Annotated in this window: 13 protein-coding genes; 10 read left to right on the plus strand and 3 right to left on the minus strand. The window is 49.3% G+C overall.

Features of this window, described 5'->3' with window-relative positions; translation table 11 throughout:
• The first annotated feature begins 1 nt into the window (after position 1).
• The 3 genes from SH580_RS00150 to SH580_RS00160 all read left to right on the plus strand — a co-directional run bounded on the left by SH580_RS00150 (position 2) and on the right by SH580_RS00160 (position 3,710).
• Positions 2–1,840 (plus strand): hypothetical protein, encoded by a 1,839-nt coding sequence (locus tag SH580_RS00150; RefSeq protein WP_319832973.1) that lies wholly within the window; start codon positions 2–4, stop codon positions 1,838–1,840.
• Positions 1,841–1,878: 38 nt separating this feature from the next.
• Positions 1,879–2,685 (plus strand): polysaccharide deacetylase family protein, encoded by an 807-nt coding sequence (locus tag SH580_RS00155; protein ID WP_319832974.1) that lies wholly within the window; start codon positions 1,879–1,881, stop codon positions 2,683–2,685.
• Between the two features lie 413 nt (positions 2,686–3,098).
• Entirely contained in the window at positions 3,099–3,710 is a 612-nt protein-coding gene (locus SH580_RS00160) for a hypothetical protein (RefSeq protein WP_319832975.1), read from the plus strand.
• On the opposite strand, the gene SH580_RS00165 is transcribed toward SH580_RS00160, so the two are convergent.
• Positions 3,711–4,679 (minus strand): LacI family DNA-binding transcriptional regulator, encoded by a 969-nt coding sequence (locus SH580_RS00165; RefSeq protein ID WP_319832976.1) that lies wholly within the window; start codon positions 4,677–4,679, stop codon positions 3,711–3,713.
• 421 nt (positions 4,680–5,100) lie between these two features.
• On the opposite strand from SH580_RS00165, the gene SH580_RS00170 reads away from it, so the two are divergent.
• From SH580_RS00170 to SH580_RS00185, 4 genes are all read left to right on the plus strand, one after another.
• Positions 5,101–6,105 carry a Gfo/Idh/MocA family protein gene (locus SH580_RS00170; protein WP_319832977.1) on the plus strand — a complete coding sequence of 335 codons (1,005 nt, stop codon included), beginning with the start codon at positions 5,101–5,103 and terminating at the stop codon, positions 6,103–6,105.
• A gap of 8 nt (positions 6,106–6,113) precedes the next feature.
• Positions 6,114–6,296, plus strand: a complete 183-nt coding sequence (locus tag SH580_RS00175) for a hypothetical protein (protein WP_319832978.1) — start codon at positions 6,114–6,116, stop codon at positions 6,294–6,296.
• Positions 6,293–7,309 carry a zinc-dependent alcohol dehydrogenase gene (locus SH580_RS00180; protein WP_319832979.1) on the plus strand — a complete coding sequence of 339 codons (1,017 nt, stop codon included), beginning with the start codon at positions 6,293–6,295 and terminating at the stop codon, positions 7,307–7,309. Before SH580_RS00175 ends, SH580_RS00180 begins: the two co-directional genes overlap by 4 nt.
• 93 nt (positions 7,310–7,402) lie before the next feature.
• On the plus strand, positions 7,403–8,359 hold the full coding sequence (locus SH580_RS00185; RefSeq protein ID WP_319832980.1) for an NAD(P)H-quinone oxidoreductase: 957 nt from the start codon (positions 7,403–7,405) through the stop codon (positions 8,357–8,359).
• A gap of 115 nt (positions 8,360–8,474) precedes the next feature.
• On the opposite strand, the gene SH580_RS00190 is transcribed toward SH580_RS00185, so the two are convergent.
• Positions 8,475–9,179 carry a helix-turn-helix transcriptional regulator gene (locus tag SH580_RS00190; RefSeq protein ID WP_319832981.1) on the minus strand — a complete coding sequence of 235 codons (705 nt, stop codon included), beginning with the start codon at positions 9,177–9,179 and terminating at the stop codon, positions 8,475–8,477.
• Between the two features lie 277 nt (positions 9,180–9,456).
• Positions 9,457–9,588 (minus strand): hypothetical protein, encoded by a 132-nt coding sequence (locus SH580_RS00195; protein WP_319832982.1) that lies wholly within the window; start codon positions 9,586–9,588, stop codon positions 9,457–9,459.
• A gap of 493 nt (positions 9,589–10,081) precedes the next feature.
• Here SH580_RS00195 and SH580_RS00200 point away from each other — a divergent pair, with 493 nt between their 5' ends.
• From SH580_RS00200 to SH580_RS00210, 3 genes are all read left to right on the plus strand, one after another.
• The gene (locus SH580_RS00200) at positions 10,082–13,282 is read left to right on the plus strand and encodes a ferritin family protein (protein WP_319832983.1); all 3,201 of its coding nucleotides are present in this window, start codon (positions 10,082–10,084) and stop codon (positions 13,280–13,282) included.
• A gap of 19 nt (positions 13,283–13,301) precedes the next feature.
• Positions 13,302–13,967 carry a hypothetical protein gene (locus SH580_RS00205; RefSeq protein ID WP_319832984.1) on the plus strand — a complete coding sequence of 222 codons (666 nt, stop codon included), beginning with the start codon at positions 13,302–13,304 and terminating at the stop codon, positions 13,965–13,967.
• 139 nt (positions 13,968–14,106) lie between these two features.
• A complete protein-coding gene (locus SH580_RS00210) occupies positions 14,107–17,268 on the plus strand; it encodes a glycoside hydrolase family 2 TIM barrel-domain containing protein (protein ID WP_319832985.1) in 3,162 nt (1,053 codons plus the stop codon).
• The last annotated feature ends 63 nt before the right edge of the window (positions 17,269–17,331 follow it).

The following is a 17,331-nucleotide window of genomic DNA, read 5'->3' on the forward strand; positions in this document are numbered from 1 at the left end:
CATGTCTTTTGCATTTAACTTTGATAAAGTTTTCAAAACCTTCCTTCTATGTACGCTCACTGTCGGCGGTGCTCAGTTGGGCGCTGAAACGAGCCTCGCTCTGAATGGCGATATTCCACCGCCCCAGGTGAAATTGCCGGCGAACCCACTGGTCTTTCCTGAGGAGTTCAATTGGGAGATCGGGCTTTGGAAGCAGACGCGGGCGGGGCATACGAGGCCGGTTGCAAATCTCAAGGAAACGCACTCCGGTCGCGTGGCGGCCAATCGTCTCTTCGTGGCCAATTATTTGGGGGCGATGGAGCCGAAGCAGTCGACACGTATCCTCAAAGCACTACGTGAGTTACAAGTCACCGATGGTTCCGCCAGGCATGGCTGCATGCAGACTTATTATGAAGAGGACCGACCGGTAGATACCAATGCTTCCTTTTTTATCGGACTGCAACTCATCGCGCTTGAGCGCACCGCTTCCCAACGCTTGGAACCGGAGGCTCAGGTCTTGTTGAAAGATATACTGGCGGATTTGGCGGTCTGGTTCCGACACGAAGCGAAGCAACGGTCTTACTACTATCCTAATAAATATATGGGCGATCTGGTTTGTGCCTGGTTGTTGCAGGAAGATGTATCGGCAACGGATGCAGATGCGCGTCAACTTTTGGACATTATGGAAGAAGCCGCTCGTTACTGGGCTGACGAAAACTGGGGCTGGGGTGAACACATGAGCGACAACTATGGACCGCTGCTGGTGGAGCAACTGTCTACTTTATTGCTTTTTCAACGTCATTTGCCGGATGAGGTCTATGCTATGTATAAGCAACTCTTCGATGAGTTGAATACGATTGCCTATATGTATCGGGATGGGCCGCGGGTGCCGGTGATCCGTTCTTACTTCGGCACAAGGAAGCCAGACCTGCCGCAATATCATACTAATATCATGCCCGTCAGTGCACAGAGCCGTGAGAATGTGGAGAAACTCGCGCGCGGGGATGTGCGGATCGCTCAGGGAGACTTGTTCTATCGCTTGGGCTGGAGAGAGCTGGTCAACGTCCAATCGAAACGTCGGGATTACTTCGAAATTCCCTGCTACGACGGTGCCGTTGCCCATTCTTGGGTGACTGACGATGCGCGTTTGGGGACCATGTCTCGGTATCCGATTATGGCCAATACCGATCAGATGGGCTGGGGGCTGTCTTGGCAAACCATGCCATTGGCCTTTGCGACCTCCGGAGACGGTTGGGGCTTTGCGCGATGGACGAGTCGGGAAGGGGACAAAGTGCGTTCTCATCCTGCGGGGAGCCATCGTGGCGGCTATTTGGATACCGTTCTGTCAAGTGCGGTCAATTATCCGATTGTTGGTGAAACCTACGGACTGCAGCAAGGACCGGATGCTCTGGTTGCCCGGATGATGCCTGCGGTGGCGACTGCCTGGAATGAACTGTCGGATGAGATCGTTTTTACCGGTTCGGACTTTTCTGTGATTGAGGAGAATCTTGACGGCGATGTGCCACGTCTAATTGTAAAGGCAGGCGAGGACATTTTGACCGTTCAGTATTTGGCTTTAAGCCACCGTGCACAACCTCAAGTCTACCAAGAAGGGAAGCAATTTTCATGGCGTGTGAGTTGGGATCAAGAGGACTTGAAGGCCCGACCATATGTGGCAGGGGCATGGATTCTTTCCTGGGGGCGCGAAGTCGCGCCCGTGCCATCCGCCAAGCAGATCAAAGTAAGGGGCATCCCCAGTGGCGTCGCTTGGCAGATGGATTGGCCGCTACCCGATGGCCGCAAAGCGGTTGAGTTCTCACATGCCAAAGAAACCACGCTCAAACTGGTGCCCGCTCAATAATTAATTAAAATACGAAAGAAAGAATCATGATCAAAAAAATGGATTTAAAAAGACTGTTCAAGGTGGCTGCTGTCGGGCTACTGATCGCTTCGTCGGCACACGCGCTCGGTAATGGTCCGGCACCCCTTGCTAAAATTGAAAAGCCGGGTGTGATCCTTACATTCGATGACCGGGCGAATATTCCGCGTTGGGTGGAGCAAATTCCGCTCTTTGAAAAGTATGGCGTGCATGTGACTTTCGGCATTGAAAGGGCGGATATGCTCACTGCCGAGCAGATTGAAGGATTGAAGCAGCTGATGGCTGCCGGTCATGAGATCAGTAACCACGGCTTCCGGCATGTGCGAGGTAAAGATATGGTGGCAGAACACGGTCTCCAATACTGGTTGGACCATGAAGTCCTTCCTGCGACCAAAGTGCTTCAGAGTCATGGCATCGAACCCGGTGCGTTTTTGTATCCCAATAGCAGCAATAGTCCGGAAATGGATCGTACCATCCAGCCATACTTCCGACATGTCCGCACTGGAACCGGAATTCCCAAAGGAAAGCGCTTATCAGATGTGGATGTCTTATTCACGCCTATGGATGCGATTCAGAACCGTTTCGTTTTGGTCGGTAAAGGTATCGACCGGGCCGATGAGGCTTGGCTTAACTACCATCTGGTGCCTGCTTTGAAGCGTGTGAAGGCTAAGAATGAAATCTTAATGCTCTACGCGCACGACATTACCGATTACTCGGATCGGCATTACATCAATTCAGAGATTCTAGAGCTCTTTCTCCAGAAGATCCAGGAAATGGATCTGGAGTGTTATACCATGAGCGAACTGCCTTCGATTTACCCGAGATAGTAGTCGGCTGTTTATTTGATTGTGTGAACAGTCGCGTGCGACGGTTTAGGGTGAAGATGGTAAATCCCTTGGCTGCTGGTTGGTCTCATCGATAATTCTTAGGGTGGTTCGTCGCAGAAGCATGGGTGTCACGCGAGGTGATCGAAGCTGCAGGTTCATTCGACGAGATTATCCGTAATCGCGAGGCAAGTGCGGCCAATTACACGGATGAGATTCATGCGACTAGAGTAGCGGAGTATGAGGCTTGGTAAGCTGCGGGGCGGTCAGAACCCAAGTTGAGTTGGCCGAGTGACCCTCGTAGCAACCAGCATCGTCCGGGGAATAGCCGCATCGACTCGTTGGCCGATGTGTGAAATAATCGAGTGCGAAGTGGAAGGTATAGTTTCCGGCGGTTTCGCAATCGATCTTTGTGTATGAGTAGCCGACTCCACGGTTGCGGAGTCCATACATGTTATTTAGCTTCATCCAACCCGCGGGTCCGCTTGCTGACTTGTTGCTGCTTGTGTGGCGGGATCCTCGTTTACATTATCGGTTCGGTACTGACGCAACGGAAGCCGTATAACTTGGATCGTCTGCTACACCGAGGCGAGTATGATGTGGCAAACGAATACAAGCCCCCCTTTAAGTGGACATTGCATAATGCCTTGCAGCAGCTAGTGGGTAGACCCCGGAGTATAGTTATCGGTGATAAGGTCATCGCATGGTCGGTCGTGACTTACGCGATTATTTATGAGTTAGGGCTTTGCTTTGTAGGAGTCTTGATTTGGAATATGATATTACCTTGGTCTTCATCGCAATGGAGTAACTATTTCCTCATTACGAGCCTATGGGGGACCGGAATCCTCGGCATTGTGTCCACTGTTTGGTTTTTCCTTGGAGGGATTATCGACATCCGTAAACTTTTCCGCGACCTAGCGGCGCGCATCGATGATCCGCTAAACAATGGTATGGTTGGCGGGCACGTTTCGCTGGTGGATCAGGCCGCCTTTGAAGCCCGCAAGGCAGAACATCCCGAGGAGGAATAATCAATGCAGCTTTCTCACGCTTTCGCGGGAAATCAATAGGTAAGGTATGATGGTTTTTGCGGGTATATTATCGCCTTTAGCTTGTGCTTCGATGACGTCGGCCGCTGCAATTGCCATCGCTGAATAGTCGGGAGTGATAGTCGTTAATGGAGGCACTGAGTACTGTGAATACAGTGTTTGTTCGGAAGCGATCAGCGAGATATCTTTCGGGACCTGTCGGTTATAGAGCGAGAAGGCGTAAAAGGAAACAACGCCTGCGTTGCCACCGGGGCAAAACAGGGCGTCCACTTCCTGTTTGAGCAGCTTTCCGATCAGTTCGACATATTTATCGGTGCCGTGACCTGAAAAGTGGATCAGACTTTCATCTACGGGGAGCTTACAATCGCTCAAGGCTTCCACGATTCCGTCATGGCGAAGGTCGGCATTTCCGGTGCCTGGATCGCCGTGTATAATACAACCGACCTTCTGACAACCACGCGCATGCAGGTGTTCAATCGCCAGACGCATCCCCTGTGCATTGTCGGATTGAACATAATAGACATCGGGTGAGTCCGTTGGTCCATCGCGATCCATAATCACGAGTGGCATGGCGTAGCGGTCCGACCAATCCGCAAAGGTGGATGGTTCCGCTCCGATTGCGATGGCTGCGCAAAATTGGATGCCATCCAGGCGGTCGCGGTTGTTTTCGGGGAGAATTTCCAATCGAAAGCCGCGGCGCGACATCTCTTGAACCAACGCCATGAGAATCATGTCTACACAGCTCTGGACTGGATACACGGGCGCGTAAGGTGTGATTACGACCACGTTCTTTTGCTTCAGCGAAGGACGTGGACGATAGTCTATCTCACGTGCAGCGGCAAACACCCGTTTACGCACATCGAGGTGGACGTTGGGATGATGATTGAAGACTCTGGATACCGTGGCACTTGAGACTTTGGCCAGTTTTGCGACGTCGGATATTTTTGCCATGCTGTGAACTGTGTAGGTGCACTGATTTTATTTCAAGAACTATGAAATAATTTCACAGATAATGCTTTGTTCAGAAATAAATCGAAATTTTGTAAAATTGTAAGTTATTTTCATGCAGTAGATTGAAGTGTTTTCACTTGATGTAGATCGGCTTTCAAAGGACGATCCGGGCACTGATCGTTCTACTTCGTAAATGGATCGCACTGTATTTGTAACTGTACCCTTTCAATTTTTCATAAAATTTAAAATTACCCTTTTGTTGCGCACCCATGAAGCAATCACCCATTCAAGTAAGAGTCAGTGGACTTGGTCGTTTTGTCTTAGAGCATTGCCGTTACTTTTCTCTGCAGGTAGAGCGTTCTTAAGTGATGCGTATCACCGAAATTATGAAACCACAAAGCCCTCAATAGAACTGGATCGGATGATGAAGAAAATTAGGATTGGCCAAATTGGCACGGGGCATTTGCACGCCTATAAAATACAGACTTTGTTGCAGTATCCCGACGTATTCGAATTTATTGCAGTCGCTGAAGACGACCCCGCACGTCGAGCCAGCGCTCAAGTGAGTGATACTTATGCGGGCCTTGATTGGATGGATAGTGATGAGCTGTTAGCGATGCCTGAACTGGATGCCGTGTTGGTTGAAGTTGAGGAGCATGACACTATCGAAGTGGCGCAACGCTGTATTCGAGCAGGTAAGCATATTCAAATGGATAAGCCTGGAGGCGAGTCCTTGCCGCCGTTTCAGAAATTACTGGCGGAGGCAGAACAGCAGCAGTTGACTGTGCAAATGGGCTATATGTATCGCAACAGCCCCGCGATTGAATTTTGTTTGAAGGCAGTTCGTGAAGGGCTGTTAGGCAATATTTCTACGATTGATGCGGCGATGAACCGTTATGACGGCGAGGACTTTCGTCAACTGATGCAGACCTTTCAGGCGGGCGCGGCTTATATCTTTCTTTGTCACTTGATCGACCTTTCTGTGATTATGATGGGAGTGCCCGAGCGCGTGATTCCCTTGTCGACTTGCACCCGTCCCGATGGCGTGGTGGATAACGGTTTTGCTGTGATGTGCTTTCCGGGAGGTTGCACGGCTGCGTTGCGGACGACGATTGTCGAAGTGGGTGGTTTTGAACGGCGCAATTTAGTTGTTTGCGGAGACCGGGGGACACTGGTTGTGCAACCGCTAGAGCTGGCAGGTAATCAAGCGGGCGGACGTGTTTTCCTTAATTTGCTTGAAGCCAGCGGCGGGTTTAAGCAGGGCCTGCAAGAAATTCCGCAAGCTCCGCTCAAGGATCGTTACGCGGATCATTTGTTAGAGTTCGCGCGTATCGTGGGCGGTGAAATGGAGAACCCTTATTCGTATGCACATGAGTTACTGGTACAAAAATGTCATCTGCAAGCTTGTGGCTATCTTTTAAATTAGAACGATTTATGAAATTCAAAGATAACGTGTTCCTTATTACTGGAACCGCCAATAATGAACTGTCCCAGTCGATGCCAGTTGCTGGCATGGCTGCGATAAAGGCATCGCTCGGCCGTATCGCTGAGTCTGAAGACGTGACTCAAGGGAGCGTTCCGAGTTTTTCACAGCAGTTGTCGCAATCATGCATATGAATCGAAAACAAATAGTATTTACAGGCGTGGGACATGCAGAGCTTCAAGATGTAGCTATGCTTAGCGTTGGAGATAATGATGTGCTGGTGGCGAACGACGTTTCAGCCATCAGCGCGGGCACTGAGCGCGCCTGCTTGTTGGATCTCCCCAACTTGGGAGACGAACCACAGGGCTGTTTTCCAAAGACGCTTGGCTACAGTGGTGTGGGACGCGTGATTGTAGTGGGCAAAAATATACAAAGTGTGCAGCCAGGCGATCGGGTTCTAACGCACTGGGGGAGTACGCATTCTAACTTCAATTGTATCACGGAGGATCATTTGTTTAAGATCGAAGACGATTCACTCCCATCTGAACAGGCTGTCTTTGCGGTGATCGCAGGCTTTTCTCTGAATGCGTTGCGTAAGACGCGATTCGAGTTAGGGGAAAGTGCTGCGGTGGTGGGGCTGGGTGTGTTGGGCTTGTTTGCCGTGGCGCTGGCTCGTATTGCCGGGGCGGCGCCTGTCATTGCGACGGACTTGAATGCTGCGCGCCGTGAAATTGCCTTGGGCTTGGGCGCGCATTTCACCTTCGATCCGATGGATGCTGACTATATCAAACAAGTCAAAGCGGCTGCGCGGGGTGGGGTCAATGCGGTCATTGAAGTGACAGGGCAGTCGATTGCGATGAAGCAAGCGCTTGCGCTGACTGCGCCGTTTGGCCGTGTTGCATTGCTCGGGTGCACGCGTGTTTCTGATGCTTCGATTGATTACTATCAAGAGGTGCATCGGCCTGGTATTGAAATTATTGGAGCGCATACGATGTCGCGGCCCAAACTTGAATCGCGTCCGTACTCATGGACTTGGAGGGACGATGCTCGCGCCATCTTGGATTATATGTCGGATGGCCGTTTGGACATGAGCCAAATTGTGTCCACCCTCTATTCTCCCTTGGAGTCGACTGCTGTGTATGCGGCTTTGGCGAAGAATGAGAACTTTCCCGTCGGGGCGGTATTTGACTGGAATCAATTAAAATGATCGGGGGCAACTACGCGGCACATTTTGAGCGTCGCACGCTCACTTTTCCACTCACGAATCAAGCGCACTCGCTTGTTGAAAAAGTATAGTCATATGAAGGCAGTATTAATTGATCATGATCAAAACCTAGTCTGGTCGGACGTTCCAGATCCAGTTCCCGCAGCCAATGAAATCTTGGTTGAAGTGCACGCCGCGGCGTTGAACCGCGCCGACTTGATGCAACGCGCAGGCAACTATCCACCCCCACCGGGCTGGCCGACATGGCCGGGGCTCGAAGTGGCGGGTGTGGTGCTCGAAGCTCCAGAGAATGGACGCTGGAAAGTCGGCGACAAAGTTTGCGCCTTGGTCGGCGGGGGTGGCTACGCCGAAAAAATCGTTTTGCCGGCAGACATGGCGTTGCCGGTGCCAGCGGGTCTTTCCATGGCCGAGGCAGCCGCGATTCCTGAAGCCTTTACCACATCGTATCTCAACCTCTGTTTAGAGGGGGGCATGCAGGCGGGCGACACGGTCTTTATTCAAGCCGGCGCCAGTGGCTTGGGCATGGCAGCGATTCAGCTTGCCAAAGCCATGGGTGCGAAGGTCGTGACGACCGTCGGCTCGGAGGAGAAGGGGCAATTTGTGCGTGATCTGGGAGCGGATGTGGTGATCAATCGCAAGCAACAAAACATTGCCGAGGAACTTGCGAAGCATCCAGTGGATGTGGCCATGGACTGTGTGGCCGGTCCTAACCTTGGACCCTGTCTCGAAACGATGGCGCGTGGGGGCCGTTGGATCGTGATCGCCACGCTGGGCTCGGTTAGCAGCGAGATCAACATGCTCGATTTCTTTAAGCGTGGTGTGAAGCTGATTGGCAGCACCTTGCGCAGTCGCAGCAGCGAGATGAAGGCGGAGATCCTGCAGGACTTAGAAGCTAAAATATGGGCTTCCTTGTCTTCCAGGGAGATTAAAGTCCTCATCCATGAGACCTTGCCTGTTACGGAAGCGGAAGCGGCGCATGCGATCTTAGAGCGCCAAGAGAATCTCGGTAAAGTCGTCCTGTTGATGCAGTAGATTTTTGTTGGTTCAGGCCGACCGGTGCGGAAGGTCTAGTCCAGTGAGTTTATTGTGCATGCCGGCGGGTTCTCAGTGAATCTTCGATTTATTCAAGTCTATGCGCATGGGTTCTTTAGGAAAACTGTGAGATTCCGTTCCTTATGCGGTATTGGCGTGGGGTGCTCTTGTAGTGTGCTTTGAAGAGTTTGTAGAAGTGGCCGAGGTTTTCGAATCCGCACTCGTGGGCGATTTCTAGAATCTCTTTTTGCGAGGTTTCGAGCTGCATCGAGGCCCACTTGAGGCGGGCGCGGTTGACGATCTCGCGTGGCGTTGTATCCAATAGACGCCTACAATCCCGACTGACGTGTTCATGGCTGCGGCCAGCGATGCGGATAAACTCCGACACACCACCAACGAAGTTGGGCCAGGTCTCAATTCGTCGTAGCGCGTGCGTGAGCCATTCTGGCATCGCAGGGTAGGGGCTGGTTTCTCGGTCGCGATTGTCGAGGAGTGCCAGCACGACGAGCAGGTAGGCCGCTGCATTGGTTGTGTTCCAGTGGCCCGCAGCAAGGTCGTTGCCCATCTGTCGTAAGCGTTCCCTGTCGTCGCTGCTGAGTTGATATTCGCGCTTTTCAATGGATGGGTGATCAAAGAAGCAGACGTTATCGGCAAAGAATTGATCACGGATTCTTTCCCATAGTGAGGAGGGGAAGGCGAAGTTAATCAAGCCGACTTGCTCGTTTGTATCCCATGCAGAAAAACCGTGCGAGTCGTCGGCACGAATGAGTGCGAAATAACCGACTTCCATCAGGCGTCGCTCGCCATTGAGAGGTGGCAACCGCGTCCGCTTTCAATCCAGAAGAACTCATGGTAGTCTTGGCAGTGCTCGGGTCGGAGCGGGTAGATAGTTATTTTGTAGCCGTCTCAAAGCAGCCGTTTGGACGGATCGTCAGGCCGTCGAGGTCGAAGCCTCACGTGCACACAAGCCCAGCAGCTTTCGTTGGCTGAGGGGCAGCAATTGAAGCGCCGTAAAGTGAAGCCTTGTTCGTTCTGGGGGAAGCTCTTTGATCAACGTTGGTGCCGAGTGACTTTGTCGCAGGCGGCTGACGGTAACACTAGGATGGAATCGCAGTCTCTCGCATCGCCTGCATATGCGCGAGGACGGCGGAGACTAGGCCGGCAGGATTGTAACCGCCTTCTAATACGGAGACGATGCGTCCCTCAGCATGTTTCTCTGCTAGTGCCATGATTTGTCGGGTGAGTTCTACTTTATTAACGGCAGTATATGTATGAGCTTCAATATGTAATGGCCTTAGGACGGCACTCCAAATTTCGAACCAAACCTCGATGAATTCGTAGATAGTCTATCTTGGTTATTTAAGTCTATTGGACAAGATTGGTGTATTTGTATTCGTTGCGGGGGAATCTATCATTTATCGCTATAAACTAGCCTTTTGTTGTCTGATTTACTATATTTAGTAATTTGTATTTTCTATTACTTAGTTATAACGCTCAACAAATCTACCCCCCCTAAATTGATTTCGTTCCTACTGTATGTCCACTTCTTATCTAGCTCCGTTAATCTCTAAGGAATCTGAACATCAAGTTTTTCGTCGAAAACGAGGCGGTTTTGTATTAGTGATTGCATTAAGTTTGATGGCGTTTGTACTTTTGCTGCTGTTGACGATGTCGACATTGGTTCAGGTTGAATCTTCATCCTCTGATATTCGATTGTCTAGAATGAAAGCAGAGCAGAATGCGGTATTGGCCTTACGAGTGGCGCTTGGCCGATTACAGTTGGCTGCAGGTCCAGATCAAAGAGTATCCGCACGTGCAGACATATTAACAGACCTAAGTAATTCTTCAGGGGAAGCGGACATTTCGAAGAAATATTTAACCGGGATCTGGTCGACGGAACCTGTCGCTGAAGGCACGGGTGAAATTGAGAAACTAGAATGGCTTGTATCGGGTGCGCCGGATGTTGCGGATGAACCGGATTGGCATCAGAATGCATGGACGGGTGACACGGTTGTCGTAGTTAGCGATCAGACTGCAGATACCAATGATACAGACGGAGATGCCAATGATTATGAGGTTGCTGCCGGTAAGGTTGAACTGCAGGACACACAGGGGGATACGGTAGGGCATTATGCCTATTGGGTCGGCGATGAGGGGATTAAGGCCAAGGTTAACATGACCGAGTCTGAGGAAGCACTCAGCGATAATCCTAGTAATGATGCCAAATTTAACCGCTTGCATGCTGTTCAACGCATCGACCCGAGTATCTTGGAGGATGGTACTGGTTTGGATTACTCTGTTGAGTTTGATCGTTCCGTTCTTAGTCGTGTGTTTAGTCGCGGGCTCTTTGATTCAGTGGATCAAACTGGAGGGACTTTTTTGAAAACTGGCTTTCATGACTACACCCTTAGTTCAAAGGGCTTGTTAACGAACGCTCTGAATGGAGGTTTGAAGACAGATTTGACACGTGGTTTGGATGACCAGCCATTGACCGGAGATATATTTCAAGATGTGTCGTATGATAAGGTCATTCCCAATTGGGAAACCATGAGCTCTTATTACCAGTTGCCCAGTGAAATTTCCAGCGATCAAGTTGCGGTGCGTGCACAGACAGACACGTCTCAAGGCTTAGCTCCGGTAATCCTACAAGTTGACTTGTACAATGGCCTATATTTTAAGACGCTGCCATCGGGCGATTATCAACTGTATGTGATTTATTGGTCTGCGTTGGTCTTACACAATCCATACGACGTCGCCCTTGCTCCGGCTGATTATATTGTAGAAAGTTCAAATTATACTGAAAAATCAACCTCACCTTTTAGGTTCTATTTATATGATGAGACGGGCGACAATTATCCATATGCGAATGGAAGCTATTATTCACCTTTAGAGAATATTGAGGCTGCCACAGGAACCGCCTCGCGGTTCGTTCGTTATCAAACCGCGTCGCCGCTGGCGTTTGCGCCTGGTGAAGTTAAAGTGATCTCAACACAAACAGAGGATAATTTTGAATTAGACGGATTCTATAGTTACGCGGATATGCCAGCTGGCGCGAAGGTATTGAAGCCTGGATACATGGAAACGAATGGATTTCTTATGATGCCTCTGACGGTGAATTCTGGACCACTGAATAATGGAGGTATCTATACGTATACGGATCTGTTTAATTCGGATGGCACGCCGAAGACTTTTGTATTCAAACCCAATGGTGGGCACACTTCAGTAAAACTGTATGCGATAAGGAACGGTGCGGAGGAATATATCGGAGGGCAGACGTTGGGAACTGTAGCTGGTAACACAACGGTCGCAACAAAGGATGAAAACTCGATTCGTGAGGTGCGACCTGATTTTCCGATTGGAATGAACGGTTGCTCGAGTCGGATCAACTTGCCCCGCAGCAATTATCTAGGCTATGGATACAGGTTATATTCTGACTTTAATTATCGAGCCATCGCTGAAGAAGCATTAGTCGACATCAATCATTATATCGCGGTTCCGACTCAGAATCTGTGGAGTGAACTCTATTGGAATACGACCCTGGGTAATGGCATGGATTATAGTGGGGAATCTGCCTTTGCTGGACGTTCAACTAGTTTCGACGGATTGAGTGAGGTTGTCCTGTTCTCTGTGCCTCAAGAAAAAATATTTTCACTGGGAGACTTAAGGCATGCTAATTTGAGGAAATATCGTTTGCAAAGGAGTGGTTTGAATGGAACTACGGCATATTCAGATTATAACGATATTAGTATTCCCAGTTATGTGGTCGGAAATTCATGGGCTAATATCTTTACTCCGCGGGAAGTGGCTGACTATACCTATCGTGTGAATGAAGCTCTTTGGGATCAGTATTATTTTTCGTCGATTCCTTTGGACACTACAGATTGGTCGAAGTCATTTCCAAATTCTAGAATTGTGACACAGGATTTTAATCCGAATCGCTCCACTCATTTGTCTGCTATTCTCGATCGCGATCGTGCGGCTGAGTATCTGGCAGTGGATGGTGCCTTCAATGTGAATTCTACTTCCGTTAAGGCATGGCGAGCGATTTTAGGGGGCTTGTCTGACTTAGTCGATGATCCTGACGTTGGAAGTCAGAAATTAGATAACATCTTCCCGCGTATCACAAATTGGTCGCTGGAAGACTATCGTAGCGGCGATATTAGTGGCGGCAATGTGAGTCATATCCCCCGGATGTGGAGCGGCTCTCGCAGCCTGACCGATGATGAAATGGATGCCTTGGCTGAGGAGATTGTGGCTCAAGTGAAATTGCGGGGACCATTTGCTTCTTTGGCCAGCTTTGTGAATCGAACCTTGATTGACAAAGACCCTGAGGAGAATCCGGATCCCGCACCATCGGCAGGCTCTCGTTTACGTGTGCTAGTCGATCAGCATGATACCACATTAAAAGGTACCTTGCAGGCAGCGATCGATAACGTCGACGTAGATGATGACGGTTTGCCTGATTTAAATGAAGACCTGCGCCAAGCCGATTTTCAGACTTCTCTAGGGGATGACTTGGCCTTTACCGGTAGTAGTCGATATGGAGCGCCGCTTGGTATTATTGACTCAACTGTGGATGCTACTTATTCACTGACTTATTCAGGTATAAAAGATGAATATGACCCTCAAATCCGTCCGGCATATTTGGAGAATAGTTACGGGTTGATTTCTGCGGACGCGCCGGGGTTCCTTTCACAGATGGACATCCTCTCGGCTTTGGCTCCGTTGCTGACAGTCAGATCGGACACTTTCACGATTCGTACTTATGGCGATTCTGTAAATCCGGTTACGGGAGATGTAATTCGTTCTTGGTGTGAAGCAGTTGTGCAACGAACGGCAGAAGCCATCGATTCTACGCGCCCGGCAGCAGGGCGTCTTTTTAAAGTGGTGAGTTTTCGTTGGCTGAACGAAGATGAAGTTTAATTCTCTGATGATCGTAACAATGAAAAAATTGATCTATATCTTCTTATTGCTGTGTGTCACATTGGTGTCGGTTGAGGCACTGGAGTTCCGATTTCTTGGGTGGCCGGGGCGTATTGAAGGCCTTTATTGTAGGTCAGATGGTGAGATGGTTCCACTCAGTTTAAAAATGGAGGTTGCCACTAAATACTTTGAGCAAAGTAGCGGACAAGATCTTGTTCTTTACGTTAAAAATGAAAATCCCGTTGAAGGTGAGCACCCTTATCTGCCGGTGGCGTCAGTCTTAAGTGCTAACTTGCCTAAAACCAGTTGTCTGGTTATCGTTGTAAAGCGTGAGAATGGTTCTTTTAGTATGGTTGCCATCGATGATAATATGCAGGATTACCCCTCGGGCAGTTTAGTGCTTTGTAGTTTAGTTCCCTATAAAATTGCGATGAAAGTGGGGGACGATATTTATACCTTAGCACCTCTGGAAACGCGTGCGGCTGAAAGACAACTCGGCAATTCAACCATACAAGTTGTTGGCTTTCGTGGTGACGAGCGGCGAGTACGTTATAATGCCAATATTCTTTTCCGGGATAAGTTACGCTATTTCATGTTTATTCAAGATAGCTCTGTTTCCCAAGCCAGATCACTTTCATCGGGCGGCGGCTTGGAAGTCTTTTTTCATACCGACTACATCCGATAAATTAAGGTCAGATTGTTTTTGTGCCGCCGTATCTGAAGGGCAATTATTCTAGCCCGAGTAAGCACTTATCGAGATAAACGATGGCCTGCTTGTCGGCATTTAATCAAAATGGTGAACTATTTCCTTAATAGCCATTGTTATGAGTGAAGCAGTAATATCTAAGAGAGTTCTAACTAAAGAGTGTTTAATCGAATGGTCCTCGAGTTTGTCGGATGGCAGTGTTGAAACTACCTTGGATTTGGATGCCACGTCATGGGTGCCAGTCACTGTGCCACATAACTGGGATGACTATCATGGGTATCACGAGGTGTCGCATGGTAATCTGCATGGCACTGCCTGGTATCGAACCAGTATCGAATACACCGGTGAGGTCGAAGGGGAACGTGTGTATGTCTTCTTTGAGGGCGTCGGCAGTTATGCGACAGTCTATGTGAAAGAGGTTCAAGTTGGCTATCATGCTGGTGGGCGTACCACGTTTACAGTAGATCTTACTGAGGCGCTTGTTGTCGGTAGTAATTCGCTTGTCGTTAAAGCGGAGCACCCAGAGAAAATCGATGACTTGCCCTTTGTGTGTGGTGGTTGTTGGGGAGCTCCCAATACAGAAGGCTCACAGCCTTTTGGGATTTTCCGTCCAGTCTGGTTAGAGCGGACGGGACCAGTGCGTGTTGAGCCTTTTGGTGTGCATGTGCTTACACCAAAGGTGAGTGAACTGAGTGCTGAGGTGGCGACATTTACGACATTGTGTAATCCGACTGAAGAGAGCCAATGCATTCGACTCGAGCAGAGAATATATGATGATTCTGAAACTTTAATCGCAGAGTTTACTGAAGTGAGTGAATTGTCACGAAAGAGCTCACAGACCTTATCGAAGCAGTATCCTAGCTTTAGCGAACCTAAGCTGTGGTCGCCCGAGCAGCCTCATCTCTATCGAGTTGTCACCTCTGTATTTGTGGATGATGTCCTCTCTCATGAGCATCATACCAATTTTGGTTTAAGATGGGTCGAGTGGCCTGAGATTGAGCAGCCGGATGCAGATCATAATGTTGTTTCTGCAGATCGCCGTGGTCAGTTAATCCATAATGGTGAGTTCGAAATTAGCATCGATAACAATGGGCTTACACAGGTGTTGTCTCAGCTTAAGCAGCCTTGCGTGAAATTAATCCCAATGGGGGTTAAGATCTATCAGAAGCAAGCATCTCTTCCCGATTGTGCCAAACTGAATGTTGACTTGCAATTTTCCGTCGAGACATCGCCTGGGCAGCCTGTGGATCTTTTGTGTGAGATACAGAATGAGGGAGGCACTGTCTTTTTTCATCAGCATCGCGCTGAATTGCCAGTCGATTCAGAGCGAGTTGGGCACCTATGGGAGGTGCCTGATATTTTGTATCCGCGCACGTGGATTGCACATGACCCCTATCTTCATCGTCTATTAGTTGAGGTCCGTTTAAAAGACGGCACACTCATCGAGCGCAGTGAAACTCTTTTTGGTATTAGGGACCCACAGCAATGGGATGCCTCGAAGCCATTGAATTTGGCGCGGCCAGAGTTTCAGCCGCTGGCAAGTGATCCGACGCCAGCATCTGATTCGAAAGAGCGTCGTTTACGCCTGAATGGTCAACCGTTCTTCATGAATGGCACATGTGAGTATGAAAACTTGCTAGGTTGTGATCATGCATTTACTGAGCAGCAAATTGACGCCAGTGTTCGCATGATGCGATCTGCGGGGTTTAATGCTTTCCGTGATGCACACCATCCGCATAATTTACGCTATTACGATCATTGGGATGCGGCAGGAATTGTCTGCTGGACACAGATTGGCTCGCATGTGTGGTTTGATAACGAGTCGTTCCGTGAAAACTACCGACGGATTGTTCGCGAGTGGGTTAAGGAACGTCGTAATCATCCGTGTATATTAATTTGGGGGATACAGAATGAGTGTAATATGCCCGAGGCATTTACCGCCGAAATACGTGAGATCATTCGTGAAATGGACCCCACCAGCCCTCAATGGCGTATTACGACGACTTGTAATGGAGGGAAGGGCGCCGACTGGAATGTGCCGCAAGAGTGGAGTGGGACTTATGGTGGGAATTATAATGACTATGATTTAAAGGCGGCGCAAATGGTTGGAGAGTATGGTGCGTGGCGAAACTTCGGCGTGCATACAGAGGTGGACTATGCTGGTGACGAAAATGATCGTAGTGAGACATGGGCTTGCGCAGCTATGGAAGCTAAAGTCCGGCTGGGGGAATCATTCCGGGAGGAGTCGATCGGGCACTTTCACTGGATCTTTAATACCTTTGCTAACCCTGGTCGGTCTGCTGAGAATTTTGAAGGGCCGGGTGATGCAGAAATAGGTTCAGTCAATAACAAGGGCTTAGTCACTTCCTGGCATCAGCCTTCGGATTTATACTACATGTTCCGCTCTAATTATGCAGATCCTATGTGCGACCCGATGGTTTATATTGTCTCACACACATGGCCTGACCGCTGGCAGGAAGCCATCCCTCGTAATGTCTCAGTGTATAGTAATTGCGAAGAGGTCGAACTATTTATCGGTGTTGGAAGGCTGTCTTTGGGGAGGCAGTTCAGACCCGATATTGGGCACCATTATATCTGGCATGATGTTTTGCCTGAAACCAATCTTCTCTATGCTGTTGGATACAAGAATGATAAGCCTGTGGTAGAGGATCTTATTCGTTTGGATTATTTACCAGAAGATAGTAGTCTCGGCGATTGGGTCGGAAAAGCTGAAACTATAGCTGCATGCGAAGCTCTCTATCGCGTGAACTGTGGTTCGGCGCAGGATTATGTGGATTCTTGTGGTCAAGTCTGGGCGGCTGACCGTGCCTGGTCAGAATCTGTTGATTTCGGATGGGAAAGCTGGGGCGGGCGCTTTGACAATGTTCGAGATGATTTAGCGAGTTGTGGATATACGATGACGCCGGTTCGTGGAACCTCGTTATCAGGAGTGTATCATCGATATCGATATGGACGTCAGTATTTGAAGTACCGCTTTAAAACCGGAGTAGGGCGCTTCCGTGTGCGCTGCCATTTTGCGGAGCCTTGGTTTGGTGTGGGCGGCTTTAGGGATGCGAATAAACTTCGTGTTTTTGACCTCGCTATCAATGGTGTCGTCGTTGATTCAGAATTGGATATTCATGCGCGGACGAAAGGAGCGCATTACGCCTTGGTTCGGGAATATACGGTTGAAATTGATTCCGATATATTGACGGTGCATTTTCCACGTGTCCTAGTGAATCAGGCGATTATCTTCGGTATAGAGTGTTTTGCCCTTTAGCGTTTGGGAACACTTTTGCTTTCGTCATGTTGCTTGCCCTCATACTTGAAAACGCATTACAAA

It is taken from the genome of Coraliomargarita algicola (genome assembly GCF_033878955.1).
Taxonomy (GTDB): domain Bacteria; phylum Verrucomicrobiota; class Verrucomicrobiia; order Opitutales; family Coraliomargaritaceae; genus Thalassobacterium; species Thalassobacterium algicola.

What these genes read in the sequence shown, in the direction of transcription:
- SH580_RS00150 (WP_319832973.1), top strand. Translation starts at nt 2, where the DNA reads ATGTCTTTTGCATTTAACTTTGATAAAGTTTTCAAAACCTTCCTTCTA.
- SH580_RS00170 (WP_319832977.1), top strand. Translation starts at nt 5,101, where the DNA reads ATGATGAAGAAAATTAGGATTGGCCAAATTGGCACGGGGCATTTGCAC.
- SH580_RS00185 (WP_319832980.1), top strand. Translation starts at nt 7,403, where the DNA reads ATGAAGGCAGTATTAATTGATCATGATCAAAACCTAGTCTGGTCGGAC.
- SH580_RS00200 (WP_319832983.1), top strand. Translation starts at nt 10,082, where the DNA reads ATGAAAGCAGAGCAGAATGCGGTATTGGCCTTACGAGTGGCGCTTGGC.
- SH580_RS00180 (WP_319832979.1), top strand. Translation starts at nt 6,293, where the DNA reads ATGAATCGAAAACAAATAGTATTTACAGGCGTGGGACATGCAGAGCTT.
- SH580_RS00155 (WP_319832974.1), top strand. Translation starts at nt 1,879, where the DNA reads ATGGATTTAAAAAGACTGTTCAAGGTGGCTGCTGTCGGGCTACTGATC.
- SH580_RS00165 (WP_319832976.1), bottom strand. Translation starts at nt 4,679, where the DNA reads ATGGCAAAAATATCCGACGTCGCAAAACTGGCCAAAGTCTCAAGTGCC.
- SH580_RS00210 (WP_319832985.1), top strand. Translation starts at nt 14,107, where the DNA reads ATGAGTGAAGCAGTAATATCTAAGAGAGTTCTAACTAAAGAGTGTTTA.
- SH580_RS00175 (WP_319832978.1), top strand. Translation starts at nt 6,114, where the DNA reads ATGAAATTCAAAGATAACGTGTTCCTTATTACTGGAACCGCCAATAAT.
- SH580_RS00195 (WP_319832982.1), bottom strand. Translation starts at nt 9,588, where the DNA reads ATGGCACTAGCAGAGAAACATGCTGAGGGACGCATCGTCTCCGTATTA.
- SH580_RS00160 (WP_319832975.1), top strand. Translation starts at nt 3,099, where the DNA reads ATGAGTAGCCGACTCCACGGTTGCGGAGTCCATACATGTTATTTAGCT.
- SH580_RS00205 (WP_319832984.1), top strand. Translation starts at nt 13,302, where the DNA reads ATGAAAAAATTGATCTATATCTTCTTATTGCTGTGTGTCACATTGGTG.